20 protein-coding genes and 1 pseudogene are annotated in these 22,566 nt (G+C 67.8%); 14 read left to right on the top strand and 7 right to left on the bottom strand.

The genetic code is table 11. The features are described 5' to 3' along the window. Nucleotides 1-42: 42 nt before the first annotated feature. The 3 genes from ALI144C_RS31380 to ALI144C_RS31390 are packed head-to-tail and all read left to right on the top strand — an operon-like array spanning nt 43 to nt 2,059. Nucleotides 43-378: a TcmI family type II polyketide cyclase gene (locus ALI144C_RS31380; RefSeq protein WP_076990780.1), complete on the top strand. Its 336-nt coding sequence runs from the start codon at nt 43-45 to the stop codon at nt 376-378. After that, nucleotides 375-800, top strand: coding sequence for a cupin domain-containing protein (locus ALI144C_RS31385; RefSeq protein WP_076990781.1), 426 nt, complete (start codon nt 375-377; stop codon nt 798-800). Before ALI144C_RS31380 ends, ALI144C_RS31385 begins: the two co-directional genes overlap by 4 nt. After that, nucleotides 797-2,059: a beta-ketoacyl-[acyl-carrier-protein] synthase family protein gene (locus ALI144C_RS31390; RefSeq protein WP_076990782.1), complete on the top strand. Its 1,263-nt coding sequence runs from the start codon at nt 797-799 to the stop codon at nt 2,057-2,059. Before ALI144C_RS31385 ends, ALI144C_RS31390 begins: the two co-directional genes overlap by 4 nt. 51 nt (nt 2,060-2,110) lie before the next feature. On the opposite strand, the gene ALI144C_RS31395 is transcribed toward ALI144C_RS31390, so the two are convergent. The 3 genes from ALI144C_RS31395 to ALI144C_RS31405 all read right to left on the bottom strand — a co-directional run bounded on the left by ALI144C_RS31395 (nt 2,111) and on the right by ALI144C_RS31405 (nt 5,262). Next, nucleotides 2,111-3,610 (bottom strand): right-handed parallel beta-helix repeat-containing protein, encoded by a 1,500-nt coding sequence (locus tag ALI144C_RS31395; protein ID WP_076990783.1) that lies wholly within the window; start codon nt 3,608-3,610, stop codon nt 2,111-2,113. A 356-nt stretch (nt 3,611-3,966) separates the two neighbouring features. Continuing rightward, nucleotides 3,967-4,719 (bottom strand): SDR family NAD(P)-dependent oxidoreductase, encoded by a 753-nt coding sequence (locus ALI144C_RS31400; protein ID WP_076990784.1) that lies wholly within the window; start codon nt 4,717-4,719, stop codon nt 3,967-3,969. A gap of 66 nt (nt 4,720-4,785) precedes the next feature. Further along, complete coding sequence (locus tag ALI144C_RS31405; RefSeq protein ID WP_076990785.1) at nt 4,786-5,262, bottom strand: DUF1772 domain-containing protein; 477 nt, start codon at nt 5,260-5,262, stop codon at nt 4,786-4,788. 643 nt (nt 5,263-5,905) lie between these two features. Between ALI144C_RS31405 and ALI144C_RS57885 the strand changes: the two are divergent. From ALI144C_RS57885 to ALI144C_RS31420, 3 genes and pseudogenes are all read left to right on the top strand, one after another. Continuing rightward, nucleotides 5,906-6,129 (top strand): annotated as a pseudogene (locus tag ALI144C_RS57885) (IS30 family transposase); the annotation flags it as partial. A 101-nt stretch (nt 6,130-6,230) separates the two neighbouring features. After that, nucleotides 6,231-7,010 (top strand): AfsR/SARP family transcriptional regulator, encoded by a 780-nt coding sequence (locus tag ALI144C_RS31415; RefSeq protein WP_076990786.1) that lies wholly within the window; start codon nt 6,231-6,233, stop codon nt 7,008-7,010. Between the two features lie 106 nt (nt 7,011-7,116). Further along, the gene (locus ALI144C_RS31420) at nt 7,117-8,295 is read left to right on the top strand and encodes a nucleotide disphospho-sugar-binding domain-containing protein (RefSeq protein ID WP_076990787.1); all 1,179 of its coding nucleotides are present in this window, start codon (nt 7,117-7,119) and stop codon (nt 8,293-8,295) included. Here the strand turns inward: ALI144C_RS31420 and ALI144C_RS31425 are convergent. Continuing rightward, entirely contained in the window at nt 8,279-9,472 is a 1,194-nt protein-coding gene (locus ALI144C_RS31425; RefSeq protein ID WP_076990788.1) for a cytochrome P450, read from the bottom strand. The genes ALI144C_RS31420 and ALI144C_RS31425 overlap by 17 nt on opposite strands. A gap of 207 nt (nt 9,473-9,679) precedes the next feature. On the opposite strand from ALI144C_RS31425, the gene ALI144C_RS31430 reads away from it, so the two are divergent. The 5 genes from ALI144C_RS31430 to asnB all read left to right on the top strand — a co-directional run bounded on the left by ALI144C_RS31430 (nt 9,680) and on the right by asnB (nt 16,303). Beyond that, complete coding sequence (locus ALI144C_RS31430; protein WP_076990789.1) at nt 9,680-11,029, top strand: FAD-dependent oxidoreductase; 1,350 nt, start codon at nt 9,680-9,682, stop codon at nt 11,027-11,029. A gap of 94 nt (nt 11,030-11,123) precedes the next feature. Then, a complete protein-coding gene (locus tag ALI144C_RS31435; protein ID WP_076990790.1) occupies nt 11,124-12,167 on the top strand; it encodes a methyltransferase in 1,044 nt (347 codons plus the stop codon). Continuing rightward, nucleotides 12,164-13,213 (top strand): methyltransferase, encoded by a 1,050-nt coding sequence (locus ALI144C_RS31440; protein ID WP_083753549.1) that lies wholly within the window; start codon nt 12,164-12,166, stop codon nt 13,211-13,213. The genes ALI144C_RS31435 and ALI144C_RS31440 overlap by 4 nt, the downstream gene beginning before the upstream one ends. Before the next feature lie 34 nt (nt 13,214-13,247). Next, nucleotides 13,248-14,297 carry a methyltransferase gene (locus tag ALI144C_RS31445; RefSeq protein WP_083753550.1) on the top strand — a complete coding sequence of 350 codons (1,050 nt, stop codon included), beginning with the start codon at nt 13,248-13,250 and terminating at the stop codon, nt 14,295-14,297. A gap of 146 nt (nt 14,298-14,443) precedes the next feature. Continuing rightward, complete coding sequence (gene asnB, locus ALI144C_RS31450; RefSeq protein WP_076990793.1) at nt 14,444-16,303, top strand: asparagine synthase (glutamine-hydrolyzing); 1,860 nt, start codon at nt 14,444-14,446, stop codon at nt 16,301-16,303. Between the two features lie 60 nt (nt 16,304-16,363). Here asnB and ALI144C_RS31455 read toward each other — a convergent pair whose 3' ends face one another. Further along, nucleotides 16,364-16,561: a ferredoxin gene (locus ALI144C_RS31455; RefSeq protein WP_076991007.1), complete on the bottom strand. Its 198-nt coding sequence runs from the start codon at nt 16,559-16,561 to the stop codon at nt 16,364-16,366. A 19-nt stretch (nt 16,562-16,580) separates the two neighbouring features. Further along, nucleotides 16,581-17,780 (bottom strand): cytochrome P450, encoded by a 1,200-nt coding sequence (locus ALI144C_RS31460; RefSeq protein WP_076990794.1) that lies wholly within the window; start codon nt 17,778-17,780, stop codon nt 16,581-16,583. 182 nt (nt 17,781-17,962) lie between these two features. Between ALI144C_RS31460 and ALI144C_RS31465 the strand changes: the two genes are divergently transcribed. Beyond that, nucleotides 17,963-18,985, top strand: coding sequence for a methyltransferase (locus ALI144C_RS31465; protein ID WP_076991008.1), 1,023 nt, complete (start codon nt 17,963-17,965; stop codon nt 18,983-18,985). A 29-nt stretch (nt 18,986-19,014) separates the two neighbouring features. Continuing rightward, nucleotides 19,015-19,704 carry a TenA family protein gene (locus ALI144C_RS31470; protein WP_143230981.1) on the top strand — a complete coding sequence of 230 codons (690 nt, stop codon included), beginning with the start codon at nt 19,015-19,017 and terminating at the stop codon, nt 19,702-19,704. A 22-nt stretch (nt 19,705-19,726) separates the two neighbouring features. On the opposite strand, the gene ALI144C_RS31475 is transcribed toward ALI144C_RS31470, so the two are convergent. After that, nucleotides 19,727-20,479, bottom strand: a complete 753-nt coding sequence (locus tag ALI144C_RS31475) for an SDR family NAD(P)-dependent oxidoreductase (RefSeq protein WP_076991009.1) — start codon at nt 20,477-20,479, stop codon at nt 19,727-19,729. A 265-nt stretch (nt 20,480-20,744) separates the two neighbouring features. On the opposite strand from ALI144C_RS31475, the gene ALI144C_RS31480 reads away from it, so the two are divergent. Beyond that, nucleotides 20,745-22,493, top strand: a complete 1,749-nt coding sequence (locus tag ALI144C_RS31480) for a tryptophan halogenase family protein (RefSeq protein WP_076990796.1) — start codon at nt 20,745-20,747, stop codon at nt 22,491-22,493. The last annotated feature ends 73 nt before the right edge of the window (nt 22,494-22,566 follow it).

Genomic DNA, 22,566 nt, shown 5'->3' on the forward strand with positions numbered 1-22,566 from the left:
GATGCTCGCGCCACTTGGACCACGACTCGCAGGAGGCAGACCGTGCACCGCACGCTGATCGTGGCGAGGCTGAAGACCGACGACCCCGGCGAGATAGCCGAGGTGTTCGCCGAGTCGGACACGACGGAGCTACCGCACCTGGTGGGGGTGTCCCGGCGCACCCTGTTCACCTTCCACGACCTGTACTTCCACCTGGCCGAAGCGGACAGGGACATCAGCCCCGACCTGTACCGGGCCAGGCAACATCCGCTGTACCAGGACATCCACGAACGCCTGGCCACCCTGGTCACCCCGTACGACCCGAACTGGCAGGAACCCAAGGACGCCATGGCCACGCCTTTCTACGTGTGGTCCTCGCAGCAAGGGAGGCAACTGTGAACGCCCGCGTGTTCAAGGTGCACGCCGACGACGTGACACCCAACCGGCGTCGTGGCGGCGACCTGCGGGTCACCCTCAGCCCGAAGACAGCGCGGAGCACCTCCGGGTTCGGCGGCGTGATGTGGCTGGCTCCCGGCGAGGTGGTCACCGAGCACTACCACCCGTACTCGGAGGAGTTCGTCCACCTCATCACCGGTGACCTGACCATGACAGTGGACGGTGAGCGACTACACGTGCAGGCGGGCGAGTCGGTGCTGATCCCGATCGCGATGCGGCACCGGGTGGTCAACACCGGCGCGCGGACGGCACACCTCGTGTTCCACCTGTCCCCGCTGGCGCCGCGTCCCGAACTGGGCCACGTCGACATCGAGCCACCGGTGGCCTCGGCGGCGCCGCAGCCCGGCGTTGGCGGCCTCGGATGAGCCGCCGGGCCGCCATCACCGGCATCGGCGTGGTGTCCCCTGGAGCCATCGGCATCGCCGCGTACTGGGAACTGCTGTCCACGGGCCGGACCGCCACCCGGCGGATCACGCTGTACGACCCCAGCCCGTTCCGGTCCCAGATCGCCGCGGAGGTGGACTTCGACCCGCTGGCCCATCAGCTGTCCTCCCGGCAGGTCCGGCGGATGGACCGGGCGGCGCAGTTCGGCGTGGTGTGCACGCGCGAGGCGGTCACCGACAGCGGCCTGGACCTGGAAACGGTCGACCCGGGGCGGATCGGGGTCAGTATCGGCAGCGCGGTCGGGTGCACGGTCGGACTGGAGACCGAGTACGCCGTGGTGTCCGACGACGGCAGGCACTGGCTGGTCGACCACCACTATGCGGTGCCCCATCTGTACGGCCACATGGTGCCAAGCACGCTGACCGTCGAGGTGGCGTGGGAGGTGGCCGCGGAAGGCCCCACGGCGCTGATCTCCACCGGTTGCACCTCGGGGCTGGACGCGGTGGGACACGGTGCCCTCCTGATCGAGGAGGGGTCCGCGGACGTGGTGATCGCCGGAGCCACCGACGCACCGGTGTCCCCGATCAGTTCGGCCGCGTTCGACGCGATCAAAGCGACCTCGACGAACAACGCGGACCCCGAGCACGCCTCCCGGCCGTTCGACCGCGACCGGGACGGGTTCGTGCTCGGTGAGGGCGCGGCGGTCATGGTGCTCGAGGAGAGCGCCGCCGCACATCGCCGCGGCGCCCGCGTCTACGCCGAGATCGATGGCTATGCCAGCCGGAGCAATGCCTACCACATGACCGGGCTGAAGGCCGATGGCCGGGAGATGGCCGAAGCGATCCGGTGCGCGATGGACAGGGGCCGGATCGCCGCCTCGGACATCGACTACATCAACGCGCACGGCTCCGGCACCCAGCAGAACGACCGGCACGAGACCGCGGCGTTCAAGCGAAGCCTCGGCGAGCGCGCGTACCAGGTGCCGGTGAGCTCGATCAAGTCGATGATCGGTCACTCGCTGGGCGCGATCGGCGCGCTGGAGATCGCCGCGTGCGCGCTGGCGCTGGACCGCCAAGTCGTGCCGCCAACGGCCAATCTGCACAATCCCGATCCTGAACTGGATCTGGACTATGTACCGTGCGTCGCACGGGACCACGCCATGGACACCGTGCTCAGCGTGGGCAGCGGCTTCGGCGGCTTCCAGACCGCCCTGCTGCTCAGCCGCTCCAGCCGGAGATGATCGGCTGGGTGCGGCTGGCGAGTCGCGGTCACCTCGCTGGCAGGCGGACGTTCACCGGGCCGGGCCGGTGTAGGCGCCGATGTGGGGCGACCTGCGGGGGATGGGGTAGCCGAAGAAGTCAGTGCCGCCGTCGGCGGGCACCGGAATCCCGGCTGACAGCGCAGGCGACCCCCGGCGCAACTGATAGCCCTGCGCCGTGTGGCGCGCGGTCGCCGTGCCTGCCGCGACGAAGAGCGGATCACCGAACACCGAGTACAGCGCGCGCTGCGGCACCGTGGACACGTTATGGAACAGGTTGTTCGTGTAGCTGCCGTTCAGGTCGTTGATCGCAGAGCCGGCAGGCATACCCACGAACACGTTGTCGGTGAGCCGCGCCGTGACCGGGCTGAAGTTGTTCACCAGCCGTGCGCTTGTCGGTGCGTAGAAAGTGTTGCCGTAGATCTGGGTGTTCGGCGCGTCGCCGCAGAGCATGGAGATCACGCCGAGCGGTTGGGTGGCGCCCACGTCGTTCTGACTGATGTTGTAGCGGACCACGGTGTTCTCTGTCGTCGCATCCCGCTCGGCGCAGACCAACAGAAAACCGCCATTGTTGGCGTGACTGAAATTGTGCTCGAAGACGGTACCGCGGTCGCCGCCGTCCACCGAGAAGGCCATCGCGGTGCCCTTGCCGTTGGACACGTCGTTGCCCCGGAAAATCGTGCTGTCGGAGTTCCACGGGTAGGCACCGGAGTTGAAGTCGCCGGACCGTTCGTTGAATCCGTTCACCACGTTGTCCTGGATGACCGCACCGGAACCGTTGAAGACGGTAATTCCTTCGCCGCCGATATCGGTGAGGTGGTTTCCGTCGATGCGCACCCTGGTCATCGGCGCGTACCCGGTGCCTGGTCCGTTCGGGTAGGTCGGCCGCCGCTGCCAGGTGGAGATGATCCCGATGCCGACCCGGTCGACGTGCCTGACGGTGGTGTCACGCACCTCGACGCCGTCGAGGCCGGTGGGCACGGCCGAGCCGCCCGCGTAGAACACGATGCCCCCGCTGGTCACCGGGTAGCGGCAGTCGCAGCCGTTCACGTCGTGCACGTCCACCCCGGTGATCCGGTAGTCGTGACCGACTCCGTAGTCCTCGAGCAGCACGGCGATTCCCACCCGCTGCTGGCCTGCCGCCGGCACCGGCCCGGTGTTGGTGACGTCCAGGTCACGCAGTGTCCACCCCTGCACGTTGTGCAGGAGGATCGCCGCGGAAGCGCCCTGCCCGTCGATACGGGCCTTGCTCCCCCACCCGTAGGACGTCACGGTGATCGGTCTCGCGCTGGTGCCGGAGCCCCGCGGCGCCAGCGTGCCGACGCAGGTGGTGCCGGCGCGGAACGCGACGACATCACCTGGCCGGAACAGCAGGCTGTTGACCCGCCCGAGGGTCCGCCAAGGACGGCTCGGATCCAGCCCGGAGCCGGCGTCGTCACCTGTCGCGCAGTCCACGAAGTAGATGCGCTTCGCTGCCTCGGCCGCGACGGCCGGGCCGGAAACCATCAGCGCGGCCACCGCGCCGAGTGCCATCCACGCACTGCGCCGACCTGTCAGGCCGTGTGCGCGCGCACTTCTTGTCCTCACTATTCCTGCCTCCCCCTCGCACAGATCCACCCGAACTCCGGACGGGAGTTCATCGGATGTATCCCTATGCACCCTTTCCACCCCTTACGGGGTGCCGAGGATACTAGCGAGCGGGAAACGGGAAACAAAGCAGAAACGCTGTTTCTGCCACATCCTTCCCCAGAAAACATTTCGGCCACAGAATCGGAAAACGGCCAACACGAAGGACCGCAAGCCGCTACTCGAACATGATCTTCGCACGGTCAGGACAGCACAAAATATGATCTTCGCGTGGGATCATTTCACGAGTGACTGCCGTTCGCTCAGGAGATACCGCCGTCCACGTGAATGGTGGCGCCCGTGACGTACCGGGACAGGTCGCTTGCCAGCCACAGCACCGCGCCGGCGACCTCCTCCGGTGTCCCGAGCCGGTCCAGCGCGGTCATGCCCTGGTAGCGGGCGCGCATCGCCTCGGCTCGCTCGGCGGGCAGCTCGCGCCACGCCTCGGTCTCGATCATGCCGAGGGCCAGTACGTTGAACCGGATACCGCGCTTGCCGAACTCCTTGGCCAGCGATCGGTTCAGCCCGCACAGCGCCGCTTTGGTCGCGGTGTAGTGCGCCCGCAGCGGGACACCGACCTCAGTGGACTTGGACCCGATACTGATCACCGAGCCACGTTCGGACAGCAGCGGCAGTGCCAGCTGGATGGTGCGGAACACCGCCGTCAGGTTGGTGTCCACGACGCGCTGCCACTCAGCGAGCTCGAGGTCCTGATACGGCACATGGCTGATCGTCGCCGCGTTGTTGACCACCAGATCGAGGCTGTCGAACCGGTCGGTCACCTCCTGGAACAGCCCGTCCAACTGGGCCGGATCGGCGATGTCGGCGCGCAGCACGTGGTGGCCGCCACCGATTCCCTTCAGCTCTCGGTGCAGGGAGGCCACCCACTCACTGTCCTGGCGGTAGCAGGTGATCACGTCGACACCGGCGCGGGCCAGCGCGAGCACCACCCCGCGCCCCACACCCCGGGCGCCGCCGGTCACCAACGCCTTCGTGCCCTTCAGGCCGAGATCCATCGGTCCTCCCTCGTACGGGGACTTCGCGGAAGCCGTTCGCGCTCCCGCCTGGGTTCGGTGAGCCGCTCAACTCCGCCCGGCCTCCATCAGCAGCGCGATGGCCGCACAGTTGACGAACAGGGCGAGGACAGTCAGCGTCGTGCGCGCCCGGTTCCACGCCGCCCAGCGCGGCCGCGGATCCCATTGGGCGAAGTCAGCGGGCAGGTTGTCCGGGTCGAGCGTGCGCATCCACCGGTTCACGGGTGCGTTCACGACCAACGAGATGGTGATCGAGGCGAGAGTGAGCACCGCACCTGCCGCGTACAGACCGCGCGGCCCGGCCGCGGGTACCGCGACCAGCAGCACCAGATCACCGATCGCGGTGGCGGCCAGGCAGATCGGCATGAAGGGGTCGTAGCGGGTGGAGAAGAACGCATGTGCCTGCACGTATCGGTCCGGCGGCAGCGACGACAGCAGCGGCCAGCCACCAAGCAGCGTGCCCGTCAGCACACCCGCAGCGAGCCCATTGGTGAGCAACACGACCGAAACGACAGCAGCGACCATGGCGCACCTTCGGTTGGCTCCAGTTGGCGAGTCGGGAACGAGCGGAAGCCAACAGTTGCGCCATGCGCTTGAACGACGCTCGACCGCGGCTCAACCCGAGCGCAACGGACGCGCACTCCGCCGCCTCGCGGGGAATGAACAACCGCGCGATGTCTTACTAATCGAGACTCTCGTCATGAAGGCAACTCGAGACGCCGCGGCGGCCACAACGCCTATTGTGCGGCCTAATCCAGAGTGAGAAAGGTCTCCACCCCACCATCGACGCCGGTCGATATCTTAGGCGCCGTGGCAGGTATACGCCTTGGGACGAACAATACAATTGTCAAGCCCCCCTTTGGGGTTTTGTTCTGACGCATGACAGAAACAGGACATCGCCGTCCACTTCTTGCCATGACGACCAAACTGCGCGGCTTGGGTTCAGCGCGGGGCATTCGATCCGCGGGATCGCTCGTGAGTTGGGCGTGATCCCGGCACGATCAGTCGTGCGGTCGACGACAACGGTGGCCGTGCGGTCTATCGGGCGGTCGCCGCGGACCGGGCGTCGTGGCAGCGGGCCCGTCGGCCGAAGATCGCGAACCTGGCCGACCCGGGCGGGCGCTGCGCAAACCCCCCGGCGGCGGGCCCAGGCCGAGGCGGCCCGGCCACCGGCATGCGGATCTACTGCCGCGATCCGCACGCGCCCTGGCAACGCGGCACCAATGAGAACACCAACGATCTGCCGCGTCAGTACTTCCCAAAGGCACCGATCTGTCGGTCCATTCGCCGAGCATCTCACCCGCAGTCGCCGAACAGCTCAATAACCGCCTCCGCAAAAACCCTGAACTGGTTGACTCCCACAGAGAACTCAACCTGCTACTGTCCACATAAGAACTTGTGGCAACGACCACACGAATCCGCCAGTCCAGGTGGCACGCCTCCGGGTCACCGCTTCGGGAGCGGTGCTGTACACAACACCATGGGGGATTACGATGAGTTACGCATTTCAGGTACTCGGCCCATTCGGCATACAGCGGGATAACCGGGACCTCACTCCGGCGGCTCCCAAGCTGCGCACGCTCGCCGCGTTGCTGGTGTTCCGGGGCAACAGCCTCGTACAGGCGCCGGAAATAGTCGACGAACTCTGGGGTCATAGACCACCAAGTAGTGCGATTCCGACAATACGCACTTACGTTCACAAGCTTCGCAAAATACTCGGCGGCGACGATGGCGACACCAGCCAGAAGTTGCTGGTGACGGGTCCCAAAGGCTATCTGGCTCGCATCCCCGCGGGCACGGTGGACCTGCACTGGTTCGAGCAATTCACCAAGGACGGCACCGCAGCCCTGCAGCGCGGCGAGGCCAGACACGCGGCAACGGCGTGCGCCCGTGCGCTGGCGCTGTGGCGAGGACCCGCACTGGCCGGGGTCGAGACCGGCCAGCAGCTTTCGGCGCGGGTCGTCCGGCTGGAGGAGACCCGGCTGCGCGCACAGGAGACCAAGATCGAGGCCGATCTGCGGCTGGGCCAGCACCGGGAGGTGATCAGCGAGCTCAAGGAGCTGACCAGGACGCACGCCGTCCACGAGGTCTTCTACCGGCAGTTGATGATCGCCCTCCACCGCTGCGACCGGCGCGGAGAGGCGCTCGCGGAGTACGTCCGGTTCCGCAAGGTGATGAGCGAACAGCTCGGGCTGGAGCCGTCGCCGTCCATGAAGCGGCTGCACCATGCGCTGGTCACCAACCAACCCGGCCTCGTTACGACCCTGCCGTAGGCCCGCAACGCGCGGTCCGACCACCGCTCAGCGGACTTCGAGCCGCTCCCGAGCCACCGCGGGCTGGATGGGTGTGCCCGCCGCTCCGGGAAGGATGGGTCACGACATGCGAGTGCTGTTCACCACGTGGGCCTGGCCGTCACACCTCTACGCCCTGGTTCCACTGGCCTGGGCGTGCCGGAGCGCGGGCCACGAGGTGCTGGTGGCCAGTCAGCCCGCGCTCACGCAGGAGATCTCCCGCACGGGGCTTCCGGCCGCCACCGTCGGCACCGACGTCGACACGGTCGGCATGATCCGCGACTACCTCCTTCCGTCCACTGCAAACGAAACGGTGGCTGAGCCAGGACAGGGCAAGGGACCCCGCGCACTGCGGATGCTGCTCGCGCACGCCGAGTCCATGGCGGACGGTCTGGTGGCACTGGCCAGGCAATGGCGGCCCGACGTGGTGGTCTTCGAACCCACGGCGCTCGCCGGCCCGCTGGCCGCGGCCGCGGTGGGTGTGCCCGCGGTACGCCACCTCTACGGCACGGACCTGTTGCTGCGCGCCCGTCCACTGCTGCCATCAGCACTCGGGCCGCTGGCCGAACGCCATGGCGTGACCGACTTCGACCCGTTCGGCGTGTGCACGGTGGATCCAACTCCGCCCAGCCTGCAACTGCCCGCCGCCTACTCCCGCGTGCCGTTGCGATACGTCCCGTACAACGGCCAGGACAGCCGACCCGTCACCCAGCCGCCCTCCATCGGGCGGCCGAGGGTGTGCGTGACCTGGGGGCACACCATTGCCAAGCTGGCCCCGGCCCGCTACCTCGCCGGTGCGGTGGGCTCCGCGCTCGCGGGTACCGGTGTGGAGGTCGTTGTCGTGGCCAGCCGGGAGCAGCGCCCGATGCTCGGCGGGCTGCCCGACGAGACGCGGGTCATGGTGGGGGCTCCCCTGTACCGGGTGCTGCCGGGTTGCGACCTGGTGGTGGCGCACGGCGGGGCGGGCACGGTGCTCACCACGATGTGGGCCGGGCTGCCGATGCTGCTGGTGCCGCAACTGCCTGACCACCTGGGACACGCGGGCCGCGTGCTCAACGCGGGAGCCGGCGAGGTGCTCAGCCGGCCCGAGGCCACCAGCGAACGGATCCGGCTGGAAGTGGAGCGCCTGCTGACCGACGACACCCGGCGCAAGGCGGCAGCGGCGGTGCGCCGGGAGATGCACGAGCAGCCGACGCCCGCGGCCACAGTCGCCGTGCTGGAGACTGTGGCCGCGGGCGTCGGCTTGAGGCCTACCAGGTCACCTTGAGCGTCTGCGGAGCGCGGACCAGCCCTCCCCTGATCCACCGCACCCCGTCGACCGGGTCGGCCAGGGCCAGTGCGGGAAACCGGCGCAGCAGGGAGCCGATCGCCACCTGGAGCTCCATTCGCGCCAGCACCGATCCGAGGCAGCGGTGGGCCCCGAACCCGAAGGTCATGTGGCCGCTGTCCTCGCGCGTGATGTCCAGCCGGTCCGGCTGGTCGAACGCTGCCTCGTCGCGGTTGGCAGCGCTCATCATCGGCAGGACGTACTCGCCAGCCTGGACCAGCGTGCCACCCACCGTCACGTCCTCGGTGGCCACCCTGGGCAGGCCAGTACCGACACCGAGCGGGACGAAGCGCAGCAACTCCTCGACCGCGTGCGGCAACGACTCCGGGTGCGCCCGCAACTCGCGGAACAGCTCGTGCCGGGTCAGCAGCAGGTAGACGATGTTGGCGATCTGATCGGCGATGGCCTCATGACCTGCCACGAGCATGGTGACCGTGATGGCGAGCAGGTCGTCGTCGGTCGCCTGGCCCTTGCGCACCAGCGCGCCGAGCAGCCCCGGACCAGGCTCCGCGCGTTGCCCGCGCACCAACTCACGCAGGTACTCATACAGTTCCCTGCGCAAACCGTCGACCACTTCGTCGGTGAACTCCGCGAGTTTGGGAACCCAGAACGCGTCGGCCAGTGCGCGCAGTCGTGGCTGCCGCTCGGGCGGCACTCCGAGCAACTCGCAGATCACCAACACGGGCACGGTCAGCGCGAAGGACTCCACCAGTTCGACCGGCGGCCGCGCACGTTCCAACTCGTCCAGCAGCTCGTCGACGATCTCCTGGGTTCGCGGCCGGAGCCGTTCCACGCCGCGCACGGAGAACGCGCTCGCGAGCAACTGGCGCAGCCGCACGTGTTCCGGTCCGTCGCTGATCAGCAACACGTTGGCCTGCTGCACGAAGGGCACGATGCGTGGCTCGCCCGGCCCGACGGCCCTGGCGCGGCTGAACCTGCTGTCCGTGAGCACCGCCTTGACGTCCTCGTGGCGAGTGACCAGCCAGGTGGGCCGGCCGTAGGGCAGCACCGCTCGGCGCAGGCCGTCGACCTGGTGCAGGCCGTCGACCAAGGGGTCGAACCCCAGTCCTGGGACGCTCGGGGACGGGAACTTCATGGGTTCTTGAGCATCGAGCATCTCGCATCCTCCTTCGTGCCAACGGCATGGCGGCACGGGGCGTCTGAACGCACAGTGCCCAGCCCGGCTGGAACCGCGCTCGAACGGGAAGCAAGCACGGACGCCATACTTGAGATAGACATATTAAGACTGTTCATATAAGGTCCTACTATCCACCGAGTAGCGCCCACTCGAGCCCCCGTCCTCTTACCCAGGGAGTACCGGATCATGGCCAAGCCGTTCCACGTGATCGTGATTGGCGCAGGCACCGGCGGAATGTGCCTGGCGCACGGCCTCAAACAGGCGGGTATCAGCGTCGCGGTGTACGAGCGGGACCGCACCCGCTCCGACGGCCTGTACGGCTACCGGGTCGGCATCAACCCGGACGGCAGCCGCGCACTGCATCAGTGTCTGCCGCAGGACCTTTATGACACCTTCGTCGCCACCTGCGCGCGCGGTCCGCGGTACTTCAACATGCTCGACGAGCGCCTCAACGAAGTGCTCTCGCTGCGGTTGCGCGACGAAGCCGACGCGGTGAACAGCGAGAAGTCGGTCAGCCGGATGACGCTGCGGCAGGTGCTGCTCACCGGCGTCGAGGACATCGTGCACTTCGGCAAGACCTTCGAACGTTACGAGACCAACCCGGACGGTGCGGTCACCGCGTTCTTCGCCGACGGCACATCGGCCACCGGCGATCTGCTGGTCGCCGCGGACGGCACCCGCTCACGAGTGCGTAGGCAGTACCTGCCGCACGCCAAGGTCGTCTCCAGCGGCATCATCTCGGTCGGCGCCAAGGTCGCGCTGACCGAGCAGACCAGGGAGCTGTTGCCGCCCAAGATTCGCTACGGCATCTCCACGATCTTCGCGCCGAAGGGCTACTTCGGGATCCTCCACGTGATGGAGTTCCCGTGGGGCACCGACGGCAAGGTGAAGTCCGGCATCGGCGGCACCGACGCCGAGCTGATCGAGCAATGGCCGGGATTGCTCTACGACAACACTCACGACTACATCAACTGGGGCTTCGCCGCGTCGACGAAGCGCTTCGGCGAGGACGTGACGCGGTTGCGCGGTGAGGATCTGGTCGAGCGCGTACGGCAGATGACGCCCAACTGGGCCCCTGTGTTCCATACCCTGCTGGATCACACCGACCTCAGCACCGCCGTGGTGATCGATCAGGCCACATCAGAGCCGATTCCCGCTTGGACCACCACGAATGTCACGCTGCTCGGCGACGCCATCCACACCATGACACCGGGTCGCGGCGTCGGCGCCAACACGGCGCTGCGGGACGCCGCCCTGCTGACTCGCAGGCTGACCGACGCGAGGGACGGCAAACTGTCCCTGCTCGACGCGGTGCGCCGGTACGAGACCAGGATGATCGACTACGGGTTCAAGGCCGTTCTCGACTCGCGCAAGCAGCAGAGTGGCGACAACCCCGTGCACAAGCCGGTCATCGGCAGGCTCGTGCTGGCCGGCATGCGGACCGGGATGCGGGTGGCCAACCATCTGCCCCCTTTCAAGAAGAAGATGACCGACAACCTGTACCGCTACCGAGGCGCGGAGCGCGACGACGAGTAAGCGGGCGGGCCGGTGATCGAGCGCGGTTCGAGCGGCCGTCGACTCTCTCGCACCAGCATGAGCCGGACACCCTCCACCCCGCTGGGAGTGACTCATGCGAGAAGCGGATGCTGACCTGCCGGAAACCGAAGAGTTCCTGCCGCTGATCCTCGGGTTCGCGATCTCGCAGATCGCCGGGACGACCGCACGCCTCGGAGTGCCGGACCTCATCGGGAACTCCAGCCGGACCCTGGACGAGTTGGTGGGCGGCACCGGCGCCGACCACGACTGCCTGCGCAGGCTGCTGCGAGCCGCGGAAGCGGCCGGGCTGCTCGTCATCGGAGAGGACCGGTACCAGCTCACCAGACTGGGCCGCTTGTTCCGCGGTGACTCGCCGTGGAACGCGCGGGTGCACGACGCCATGCACAGCCATCCCGCCGTGTGGCAGGCATGGGGATCGCTCGAAGACGCCGTGCGCACCGGGAAGCCGTCGTTCGACCTGGTCAACGGCGCCGGCGTGTTCGACTACCTGGACACCGACAGCACGCTGGCCGGTCACTTCCACGAGACGATGGCCACCGGGACGGCGGTCCAGGTTCCGGCAATTCTGACGCACTTCGACTTCGGCCGGTTCGGCCATGTGGTGGACTGCGGTGGCGGCAACGGCACCTTCCTGTCCGCGATCCTGGCGGCCAACGAGGGTGTCCGGGGCACGCTGTTCAACTCGCCGGGTGCCCTGGCGCAGGCACAGGCCGTGCTCGCCGAGGCGGGAGTGGCAGACCGGTGCGAGATCGTCGCGGGCGACTTCTTCACCGCACTGCCGCCCGGTGGTGACGCGTACCTGCTCAAGAGCGTCATCCACGACTGGGACGACGAATCCTGCGTACGGATCCTGCGCAACTGCCGGGACGCCATGGCGCCGGGCGGCAGGATCGTGGTGTTCACCTCGGTGATGCCCGAACGGGACACCGTGACCCCGGCGGACGCCCTGGCTGTGGCGGTCCAGGACATCGAGATGATGGTGATGTGCCCCGGCTCGATCCGGACGGTCGCCGAGCACGAAGCGCTGTTCGCGCGCGCCGACCTGAAGCTCGCCGAGGTCACGCCCCTGCATTGCCCCTTCCTCTTCCACGCGCTCGAGGCGGTCGGACAACGATGAGCACACCCAGGACAACGGTGGCACTGCCCGAGATGAGCCAGATCCTGCCGCTGGTCTACGGCTTCACCATCTCCCAGATCGCAGGCACCACCGCCCGGCTCGGCGTCGCCGACCTGGTCCAGGAGTCGCCGAAAACGGCGGCAGAACTCACCGCAGCCGTCGGCGCCGACCCGAACTACTTCAGTCAACTGCTCCGGGCCGCCGTCGCCGTCGGCATGCTCACCCGCGACCAAGAAGGCCGCTACACGCTCACCCCAGTCGGCCGAATCTTCGGCACAGACTCACCATGGCAGGCAAAAGTACACGACGCCTGGCACACGCACCCGGCTGTGTGGCAAGCGTTCGGCGCACTGGAAGACGCCGTCCGCCAAGGCCGACCAGCCTTCGAAATCGTCCACAACACCAGCTTCTTCGACTACATCGACAGCAACGCCGAACTGGCCGCGCTCTTCCACAGCACAATGAGCACCAACACCCACGCCAACAACGCCACCATCGTCACCGGCTACGACTTCAGCCACTTCACCCACATCGTCGACATCGGCGGCGGCAACGGCGCACTGCTCTCAGCAATCCTCAACGCCCACAAACACCTACACGCCACACTGTTCGACACCACCAGCGGCGTACACGACGCACCAACCGTCCTCGCCGCAGCCGGAGTAACAGACCGCTGCGAGATCACCACCGGCGACTTCCGCAGATCCGTGCCCACCGGCGCCGACGCGTACCTGCTCAAGAACGTCATCCACGACTGGGACGACGAGTCCTGCGTGACGATCCTACGCAACTGCCGCAACGCCATGGCGCCGGGCGGCAGGATCGTGGTCTTCGGCTCGGTGATGCCCGAGCAGGAAACCGCGGACCCGGCCGACGCCCTGTCAGTGGCCATCCAGGACGTGGCGATCATGGCGATCTGTTCCGGCTCGACCCGATCGATCGCCGAGCACGAAGCGCTGTTCGCGCGCGCGGGCCTGAAGCTCGCCGAGGTCACGCCCCTGCACCACCAGTTCCTGTTCCACGCATTCGAGGCGGTCCCGGTCTGATCGGCGCCGGTGCCCAGAACTGTCAGGAGAATCGATGAGCGCACCCCAGACAACGGTGGCACTGCCCGAGATGAGCCAGATCCTGCCGCTGGTCTACGGCTTCACCATCTCCCAGATCGCAGGCACCACCGCCCGGCTCGGCGTCGCCGACCTGGTCCAGGAGTCGCCGAAAACGGCGGCAGAACTCACCGCAGCCGTCGGCGCCGACCCGAACTACTTCAGTCAACTGCTCCGGGCCGCCGTCGCCGTCGGCATGCTCACCCGCGACCAAGAAGGCCGCTACACGCTCACCCCAGTCGGCCGAATCTTCGGCACAGACTCACCATGGCAGGCAAAAGTACACGACGCCTGGCACACGCACCCGGCTGTGTGGCAAGCGTTCGGCGCACTGGAAGACGCCGTCCGCCAAGGCCGACCAGCCTTCGAAATCGTCCACAACACCAGCTTCTTCGACTACATCGACAACGACCCCGTACTGGCCGCGCTCTTCCACAGCACAATGAGCACCAACACCCACGCCAACAACGCCACCATCGTCACCGGCTACGACTTCAGCCACTTCACCCACATCGTCGACATCGGCGGCGGCAACGGCGCACTGCTCTCAGCAATCCTCAACGCCCACAAACACCTACACGCCACACTGTTCGACACCACCAGCGGCGTACACGACGCACCAACCGTCCTCGCCGCAGCCGGAGTAGCAGACCGCTGCGAGATCACCACCGGCGACTTCCTCGCCGCGGTCCCGCCCGGCGGGGACGCCTACGTACTGAAGAACATCCTGTGCGACTGGGACGACGAGTCCTGCGTGACGATCCTGCGCAACTGCCGGGAGGTCATGGCGCCGGGCGGGCGAGTGGTGATGCTCGGTTCCGTGGTCCCCGAGGACGGTGAGCCGGGCAGCGAGCCCGATCTGGCCTCCGCCGTGCAGGACGTGGCGATCATGGCCACGTTCCCCGGCGTGATCCGCACCCTGGCCCAGTTCCAGGGTCTGTTCGAGGCCGCGGGGTTGCGGCTCGGCGAGGTCACCCGGCTGCACGAGTCCTTCAACGTCCATGTGCTCGAGGCAGTCCCGGTCTGACGGCCTGAGTCAGCGCGGCGCCGTAGCCCCAACCCGGGGCGGCGGCGCCGTTTCTCATGTGGACGCCGGCAGGTCGAGCAACGGTCGAGCCGGTTCCGAGACGGTGTGGCCACCCTGAGGGCAACGACGACCACGAGGAGCCCCGCATGTGCGGAATCGCTGGTTGGGTGGATTTCGGCCGTGACCTCACCGGGGAGCGGCCGACCCTCGACGCCATGACCAACGCGCTGGCCAGCCGCGGCCCCGACGCCCGCGGCCTGTGGCTGGCCGGCCACGCCGGTCTCGGACACACCCGCAACTCGGTGATCGACCTGGCCGGCGGCATCCAGCCGATGGTGGCCGAGCAGGACGGCAAGCCGATCGCCGTGCTGAGCTACAGCGGCGAGGTGTACAACTTCCGCGAGTTGCGGACCGAACTGGAGGGTGCCGGGCACCGGTTCCGGACCCGCAGCGACACCGAGGTGGTGCTGCGGTCCTATTTGGAATGGGGCGCCGACTGCGGATCGCACCTGGAGGGGATGTTCGCCTTCGGCGTCTGGGACATCCGCCGCCAGGAGCTGGTGCTGGTCCGCGACCGGATGGGGATCAAGCCGCTGTTCTACACCCGGCTGCCGACGGGCGTGCTGTTCGGCTCCGAGCCGAAGGCGCTGCTGGCCCACCCGGCGGTTCGGCCGGCGGTGGACGCGGACGGCCTGCGCGAGGTGTTCTCCACAGCCAAGGTCCCCGGCCGGACGGTGTTCCGGGACATGCACCAGTTGCTGCCGGGCCACACACTCACGGTGAACGCAGACGGACTCACCCAGCGCGAGTACTGGACGCTGCGGGCCCGACCGCATACCGACGATCTGGACACCACCGTCGCGAAGATCCGCTCGATGCTGGCGGAGATCGTCACGAGGGAACTGGTCGCGGACGTGCCCTTGTGCACCACGCTCTCCGGCGGTATCGACTCCAGCACGGTCACCGCACTGGCGCAGCAGGCGCGCCTGGCAATGGGCGACGGACCGGTACGCACCATCACCGCGAACTTCGTCGGCTACGCCGAGAACTTCCGCCCCGACGACCAGCGGGACACGCCAGACGCGCCGTACGCTGCCGAACTGGCCCGGCATGTCGGCGCCGACCACACCGACATCGTGCTGGGCAGCGCCGACCTGATCGACCCCGCCGCCCGGCACGCGGCCATGGTGGCCCAGGACATGCCTACCATGCTGGGAGACATGGACACCTCGCTGTACCTGATGTTGAGGGCCACTCGCGAGCATTCCACCGTGGCGCTCACCGGGGAGACCGCGGACGAGATCTTCTGCGGGTTCAAGTGGTTGCACGACCCTGAACTGGTGGCCGCGGAGACCTTTCCCTGGGTGGCGTCGGAGAAGCGGCACCGAGGCTGTCGCAAGGGGCACGGCCGGGAACTGTTCGACCGCGGCTTCCTCGACAAACTGGACATGACTCGCTACTACGCGGACAACTACCAGCAGACGCTGGCGCAGACCCCGCACCAGGACGGCGAGAGTGTCGTCGACCACCGCATGCGCGAGCTGAGTTACTGCCACCTCACCCGCTGGCTGCCCATGTTGCTCGACCGCGGCGACCGGCTCGCCATGGCCTCCGGCCTGGAGACCAGGGTGCCGTTCTGCGACCACCGGCTGGTCGAGTACGTCTACAACACCCCGTGGGCACTCAAGACCTTCGACGGACGGGAGAAGAGCCTGCTGCGCGCCGCGGTGCGGGACCTGGTGCCCAAGTCCGTGCTGGACCGGCCGAAGAGCCCTTACCCGGTGACCCAGGACCCCGCCTACACGCATGCTCTGCACCGGGAACTGGCCGCCGTGCTCGCCGACCCGCAGTCGCCGGTGCTGCCGTTCCTCGACATCGAGGCGGCCCAGCAGACGGTGAAGGACACCTCCGGTGTGACGCACGAGTGGCACACCCGGTCCAGCACCGAGATGGCGCTCCAGTTCAACGCGTGGCTCAAGCACTACCACGTGGAGATCGCGCTCTGAGACCCTGCCGTGTACCGAAGTCCCCGTCGGCCATGGCCGACGGGGACTTCGGTACACGGCTCAGTCGTCCTCGGTGATCCGGATGGACTGGGTGGGGCAACCACGCACGGCCCGCCGGACGCTCTCGTGCAACTCCGGTGCCGGTTCGTGGTCGACAACGACGACGTGGCCGTCCTCGTCCTGGTCGAAGACCCCGGGCGCGCGGTACACACACAGGCTGCTGACCACACAGGTGGATCGGTCGGCATCGATCAGCATCGCGTTCACCTCCCCCGGCCTACCACTGGACCGGAACCTCGGTGAACCCGTTGATGAAGCCACCTTCCGCGCGGCGCAGTTGTGCGCCGGGCACAGCCAGGGTCAGGTTCGGCAACCGTGTCAGCAACCCCTCGTAGGTGACCTGCAGTTCCATTCGCGCCAAGGCGGCGCCGGCGCAGTAGTGGATGCCGGAGCCGAAGGACAGGTGGTTGTTCTCCTTGCGCCGGATGTCGATCGTGTACGGATCCGGGAACACCGATTCGTCCATGTTGGACTCCACGGAGAGCATCACGGTGGCCCCCTTGGGCACCACCGACCCGTCGGAGAGCTCGATGTCCTCAAGCGCGTACCGCAGAGATCCGATCGAGGACCCCATGACCTGGTAGCGCATCAGCTCCTCGACCGCGGACGGCACCAGGGACAAGTCGGCCTGGATCTCCTTCACGATGTGCGGGCGGTGCAGCAGCATGGCCATGCTGACGCCGATCTGCGTCGCCGTGGTGACGTAGCCCGCGATCAGCAGCGTCTGCACCCAGTGTCGCAACTGGTACGCCGACAGTGTGTTCTGGTCCTCGTCGCTGATCCTGACCAGATGGCTGGTCAGGTCCTCACCGGGGTGGTCGCGTTTCGCCTCGATCAGCTCGGTGAGGTAGGTGGACAGCCCGGTGCGGCAGCTCTCCACCTCTTCGGCGGGCAGCCTGGTGATGGACATGAAGCCGTTGACCATTCCGACGAACTTGTCCCGGTCCCGCGTGGGCACGCCGAGCAGGTGGCAGATCACCCTGATCGGCAAGGGGAACGCGTAGGCGCTGACCAGGTCGGCCGGACGGGGGCCAGCCGCCAGCTGGTCCATCAGGTCGTTGGCGATCTCCCACACTTTCGGCCGCAGCGACTCGATGCGCCTTGCGGTGAAGGCACGGGTGACCACACTGCGTTCCGCCAGGTAACGCGGCGGGTCCGAGTCGATGTTCGCGTCGCCGAACAGCTGGTTGTTGGCGGAGATCCGTGCCGAATCGGGGTGGCGCGCGGTGTTGCGGCTCAGCCGCGTGTCCGAGAACAGCGCTTTGACATCCGCACACCGGGTGACCAGCAGTGCGGTGTCCCCGCTTGGCAGGCAGACCTCCAGGATCGGTTGTTGCCGCAGATGCCGCCACTGTTCGGGAATCTCCAGCGGCGGGGTCCACGGGAACGGGTAGCTGACGGGCTTGGACAAGCTCACCGGGCGTGCACCTCATCTCGGTTCTGATGGCAGGACGCCGTGGGCGCACTCTGGCCGGCCGCACTGGCGCCGAACTCGAGAACCGCTCGAACGTGCCTGCCCACCAGCCGCCGTCGAGCGTTCCTCCATGCCGTCCCGTGATGGTCGAGGCCGACAAACCGGCGGCGACGACTGGAGGCGTGATGACGAGCACCGGACCGGACGTCCGTACTCCCGCGGGAATTCTGCGACTGGGCAACGCCTTCTGCGACGCGCAGGCCCTGCTGACCGCGGTCGAGCTGGACCTGTTCACCGTCCTGCACGCCGGCCCGGCCACCGAACAGGAGATCCAGGCCCGGCTGCGGCTGCACGGCCGTGGTCTGTCCGACTGGCTGCGTCTGCTCAGCGCGCTCGGCCTGGTTGAACACACCAACGGCCAGTACCGCAACACGCCCGGCGCTGACCGCTACCTGGTTCTCGGCCACGACGCCCCACTCAACGGATTTCTGCTCGGCGCCAAGTTCAGCAGCTACCCGGTGTGGGACAGTCTGGCCGACGCCCTGCGCACCGGCAAGCCACAAGCTCAGGGCACATTCGCGCAGATGGTGGACAACCCGGCGATGCTGGACCGGTTCGCCCGGATGATGGACGGGCTCACCGAGGTGCTCGGCGCCGAACTCATCCGGACGTTCGACTGGTCGGCGTACCACTCGGTGCTCGACGTCGGCGGCTGCCGCGGCAACCTGGTGGCGCAGTTGGTGACGGCGTACCCGAACCTCGATGGGCATGTGTTCGACCTGCCGCAGCTTGCCCCGCTGTGCGCGGAGTACGCGGACGAGGTGGGGATGACAGGCCGGGTTCACTTCCACCCCGGCGACTTCTTCGTCGACCCACTGCCCACCGCCGACGTAATCGTCCTCGGCCACATACTGCACGACTGGACGGCCGGCGAACGGGAGGCGCTGGTGCGCAAGGTGTACCCCGCGGTCAACCCCGGCGGTGCTCTGCTGGTGTACGACCGGATGCTGGCGGACGAGCCACGCAGTGTGGAGAACCTGGCCGCCAGCATCACCATGCTGCTGGTCACCGAGGGCGGCTCCGAGTACACCGTCACCGAACTGCGGCACCTGGTCGAAGCAGCCGGTTTCGGCGGCGTGACCAGCCAATCGCTGGACGTCTACGAAACGCTGGTGGTCGGCCGGAAAAGCGTGCGGCCCGCCGAGTGAACGACCACCCCGACGAAGGGAACGGTGACATGTTCCGTGCGGAACTCCGAAGGGTCGTCGACACGGCGGCTGCCCGAATCCTCAACCATCCCTACCACCGGGCGATGCGCGACGGTTCGCTGCCGGAACTGGTCTTCCTGCACTTCTTCTGGCAGGACTCGGCCTACCTGCTGCCGGGTTACGGCCGGGCGCTGTCCCGGTGTGCCGGGCTCGCCCCGGGGCACGACCACGCGCGGCGGCTGGCCGGTCTGGGGCTGATCTGCCTGGAGAACCGCGCCGACCAGACCACCCGGTTCGACGCCGCGGTGCACCGGCTCGGTCTGACCGTGGAGTCAAGGCAGGCTCCCCCGATCGCCCTGACCACGCTCGGCTACATCAGCTTCCTCACCTCGGCGGCGGTGACCTCACTGGCCGCCGGCCTCGGCGCGCTGCTGCCGTCGGCATGGCTCTACCAACTGGTCACCGACGACCTGCTGCGGCACCGGGTGCCCGGCTCCCGGTACGCCGAGTGGATCGAGTCGGTTCACCCAGGCGCGGAATACGGCTCGCTGGTCGAGGACTTCGTCGGCCTGGTGACTGAGGTGGGCGAGCGTGGCTGCGCCGAGGACCGCGAGACCCTGCTGGGCAACCTCGGCCACGCCACCCTTTTCGAATGGTCCTTTGTGGACGCCGCGTGGCGGCTGGACGTCCGTCCGCACGCGCCGGACGCCGCGTCCTGACCGTCGGCCGTGGCGGCCCAGGTCAACTGCCGCCCGCGGTGCGCACCACTTCACCGTTGACGTTGCCGTTGGCCTCCGAGCACAGGAACAGGATCACCCGGCCGACGTCCTCCGGCGTGCTCAGCCGGCCGCTGGGCGTCCGGTCAGCGCTGCGCTTGACGATCTCCGGGTCGACGTTCTGCAGGCTCTCGGTGAGAGTGCCGCCAGGGGCGACCACGTTGGCCAGCACGCCATCCCTTGTCCACATCAGGCCGCGGACGAAGCCGTGCAACGCCGACTTGGCGCCGCCGTAGATCTCCGAGCCGGGCATGCCCAGTTCGGCGGTCACCGAGGACAGCAGCACGATCCTGCCCCAGCCGCGCGCCCGCATGCCGCGCAACGCGCCCTGCACCGCCAGCATGTGTCCCTCGACGTTGGCACGCATCAGGGAGAACCACTCATCGGTGTTCAGATCCTCGAACGGCGGCAGCTGGCCGGGATCGACCCACACCCACGACTGGGCGTTCGCCACCAGTACGTCGACACCGCCCCACTTCTCCTCGACCGCGGCGACCGCGTCCCGAATCGAGGCCGGATCGGCCAGGTCGAGCGGTACCGCGTGCGCCCGGTCCTCGCCGCCCAGGTCCTCGACCAGCTTTTCGGCCACGTCAGCGCCGGAGTGATAGGTGATCGCCACGCGCGCACCCTCCGCCGCGAACAGCTGCGCGGTCGCCTTACCGATCCCCCGGGTGGCGCCGGTGATCATGACCCGCTTGTCCGCAAGCCCCAGATCCATGTCCCAACTCCTTGGTGTGCCGACCTTCGACTGGATCACCGATACCAGCCCGCTGAACTCCCGCAACGCCATTACTATGATTGTTCTTATTAAGTCTATCCCTTCTATGTCTAATTTCCTATCTCCGCGTCCCGGCTCCGGCGGGCGGTCCGGCCTCAGCACGCGTCGAGCCTGCGTCGAGCCTGACCGCGCACCGTTCTGGTCCCACGGAAGTTCCGGACAGGTGGGTTGCCGAGGCATCCGGAAGAGTCATGGAGCGCTGACAATGGATCACAAGGAACTCGCTGCCGGCATGGGCGCCGGACACCGCACCGAACTGCACGCGGTTCTGGAGTCACTCGGCGAGAGCGAAGCGGCGGCGGTGCGCTCCTGGCTGGGCGGCGGCGAAACGCCGGATCCACTGGCCCTGCTCGGCGAGCTCGCCCCGGTGCCGAGCGACCTGTCCCGGCCGGACGACGCCGATCCGCAGGCCATCCGCCGGATCGGGGTGATCGGCGGCGGCACGGCGGGATACCTCACCGCGCTGGCCCTGAAGGCGAAGCGACCGTGGCTGGACGTCACGCTCGTGGAGTCCAGGCAGATCCCGATCATCGGGGTGGGCGAGGCCACCGTCTCCTACCTGACCCTGTTCCTGCACCACTACCTCGACATCGACGCCGAGGAGCTGTACCGCTGCGTCCAGCCGACCTGGAAGCTGGGAATCAGGTTCGACTGGGGCCCGCATCCGGACGGGTTCATGGGACCGTTCGACTGGTCCGCGGACTCGGTCGGCCTGCTCGGCGCGCTGGCGGCCACCGGGAACATCAACGGCTCGACGCTGGGCTCGGCGATGATGGTCGCGGACAGGACGGCGGTCTTCGACGTCGACGGCCGTCCCGTCTCACTGATGAAGTACCTTCCGTTCGCCTACCACCTGGACAACGGTCGGTTCGTGTCGTTCCTGACCGACCTTGCCAGGCGACGAGGTGTGCACCACGTCGAGGCCACCCTCGCGGACGTCGTGGTCTCCGGCGCGGAGTGGGTGGACCACGTCCGCACCGACGACGGCCGGGAGCTGCGCTTCGACATGTACGTGGACTGCACCGGCTTTCGCTCCCGGCTACTCGGCCAGGCGCTGGGCACACCGTTCACCAGCTTCGCGAGCAGCCTGTTCACCGACTCGGCGGTCACCGGGAACATCGACCACGGCGGTCATCTCCGGCCCTACACCCAGGCAACCACCATGAACGCGGGCTGGTGCTGGCGCATCCCCACCCGCGAGAGCGACCACCGCGGCTACGTGTACTCCTCCGCCGCGATCTCCGACCAGGAGGCCGCCGACGAGTTCGCCCGCCGCTACCCCGGCGTCGACGGGCTGCGCCAGGTCCGGTTCCGCTCCGGCAGGCACGAGAAATCCTGGCGGGGCAACGTGATGGGCATCGGCAACGCCTACGGCTTCGTGGAACCGCTGGAGTCCACCGGCCTGCTGATGATCGCGGTCGCGGTGCACAGCCTGGTGTCCACGCTGCCCGGCTCCTGGTCTGAGCCCTCGCCGAGGGAACTGGTCAACGCCGGCCTCGGTCAGCAGTGGAACGCGATCCGGTGGCTGCTGGCCATCCACTACCGGTTCAACACACGGCTGGACACCCCGTTCTGGAAGGAGGTCCGCGCCACCGCGGACGTCTCCGGCTTCGACACGTTGCTGGAGGTGTACGCGGGCGGGGCGCCGCTGTCCCAGCGCCACGTGCTGGTGCAGGACGTGCTGAACCGGATCGCGCCCACGTTCTTCGGCCTGTTCGGCATCGACTACCTGCTGCTCGGCCAACAGGTCCCCACCAGGCGGATGCCGCTGGCAGAGCCGATCGAACGCTGGCACGCCCGCAAGCACGCCGCGGACGCCCTGGTGGCCGCCGCGCTGCCGCACCGCGAGGCGCTGGACGCCTTCGACGCCCATCCGGAGTTGAACAAGCAACTGCTGGAGGACACCGACAGCTGGGCAGGCCGATCCATCGCCAAGCGCGTCGGACTGCTCTGACGATCGGTTCGACACAAGGCATGCGCTCGTAGAGAAAGCCGTCAACATGAGGACTTCTCACAGAGCATGCCCC

Source organism: Actinosynnema sp. ALI-1.44 (assembly GCF_001984155.1).
GTDB lineage: Bacteria > Actinomycetota > Actinomycetes > Mycobacteriales > Pseudonocardiaceae > Kibdelosporangium.

Excerpts from the sequence above, each read along its gene's own strand:
- ALI144C_RS31390 (WP_076990782.1), top strand. The coding sequence starts at position 797 with ATGAGCCGCCGGGCCGCCATCACCGGCATCGGCGTGGTGTCCCCTGGA.
- ALI144C_RS31395 (WP_076990783.1), bottom strand. The coding sequence starts at position 3,610 with ATGGCACTCGGCGCGGTGGCCGCGCTGATGGTTTCCGGCCCGGCCGTC.
- ALI144C_RS31400 (WP_076990784.1), bottom strand. The coding sequence starts at position 4,719 with ATGGATCTCGGCCTGAAGGGCACGAAGGCGTTGGTGACCGGCGGCGCC.
- ALI144C_RS31405 (WP_076990785.1), bottom strand. The coding sequence starts at position 5,262 with ATGGTCGCTGCTGTCGTTTCGGTCGTGTTGCTCACCAATGGGCTCGCT.
- ALI144C_RS31415 (WP_076990786.1), top strand. The coding sequence starts at position 6,231 with ATGAGTTACGCATTTCAGGTACTCGGCCCATTCGGCATACAGCGGGAT.
- ALI144C_RS31420 (WP_076990787.1), top strand. The coding sequence starts at position 7,117 with ATGCGAGTGCTGTTCACCACGTGGGCCTGGCCGTCACACCTCTACGCC.
- ALI144C_RS31425 (WP_076990788.1), bottom strand. The coding sequence starts at position 9,472 with ATGCTCGATGCTCAAGAACCCATGAAGTTCCCGTCCCCGAGCGTCCCA.
- ALI144C_RS31430 (WP_076990789.1), top strand. The coding sequence starts at position 9,680 with ATGGCCAAGCCGTTCCACGTGATCGTGATTGGCGCAGGCACCGGCGGA.
- ALI144C_RS31435 (WP_076990790.1), top strand. The coding sequence starts at position 11,124 with ATGCGAGAAGCGGATGCTGACCTGCCGGAAACCGAAGAGTTCCTGCCG.
- ALI144C_RS31440 (WP_083753549.1), top strand. The coding sequence starts at position 12,164 with ATGAGCACACCCAGGACAACGGTGGCACTGCCCGAGATGAGCCAGATC.
- ALI144C_RS31445 (WP_083753550.1), top strand. The coding sequence starts at position 13,248 with ATGAGCGCACCCCAGACAACGGTGGCACTGCCCGAGATGAGCCAGATC.
- asnB (WP_076990793.1), top strand. The coding sequence starts at position 14,444 with ATGTGCGGAATCGCTGGTTGGGTGGATTTCGGCCGTGACCTCACCGGG.
- ALI144C_RS31455 (WP_076991007.1), bottom strand. The coding sequence starts at position 16,561 with ATGCTGATCGATGCCGACCGATCCACCTGTGTGGTCAGCAGCCTGTGT.
- ALI144C_RS31465 (WP_076991008.1), top strand. The coding sequence starts at position 17,963 with ATGACGAGCACCGGACCGGACGTCCGTACTCCCGCGGGAATTCTGCGA.
- ALI144C_RS31470 (WP_143230981.1), top strand. The coding sequence starts at position 19,015 with ATGTTCCGTGCGGAACTCCGAAGGGTCGTCGACACGGCGGCTGCCCGA.
- ALI144C_RS31475 (WP_076991009.1), bottom strand. The coding sequence starts at position 20,479 with ATGGATCTGGGGCTTGCGGACAAGCGGGTCATGATCACCGGCGCCACC.
- ALI144C_RS31480 (WP_076990796.1), top strand. The coding sequence starts at position 20,745 with ATGGATCACAAGGAACTCGCTGCCGGCATGGGCGCCGGACACCGCACC.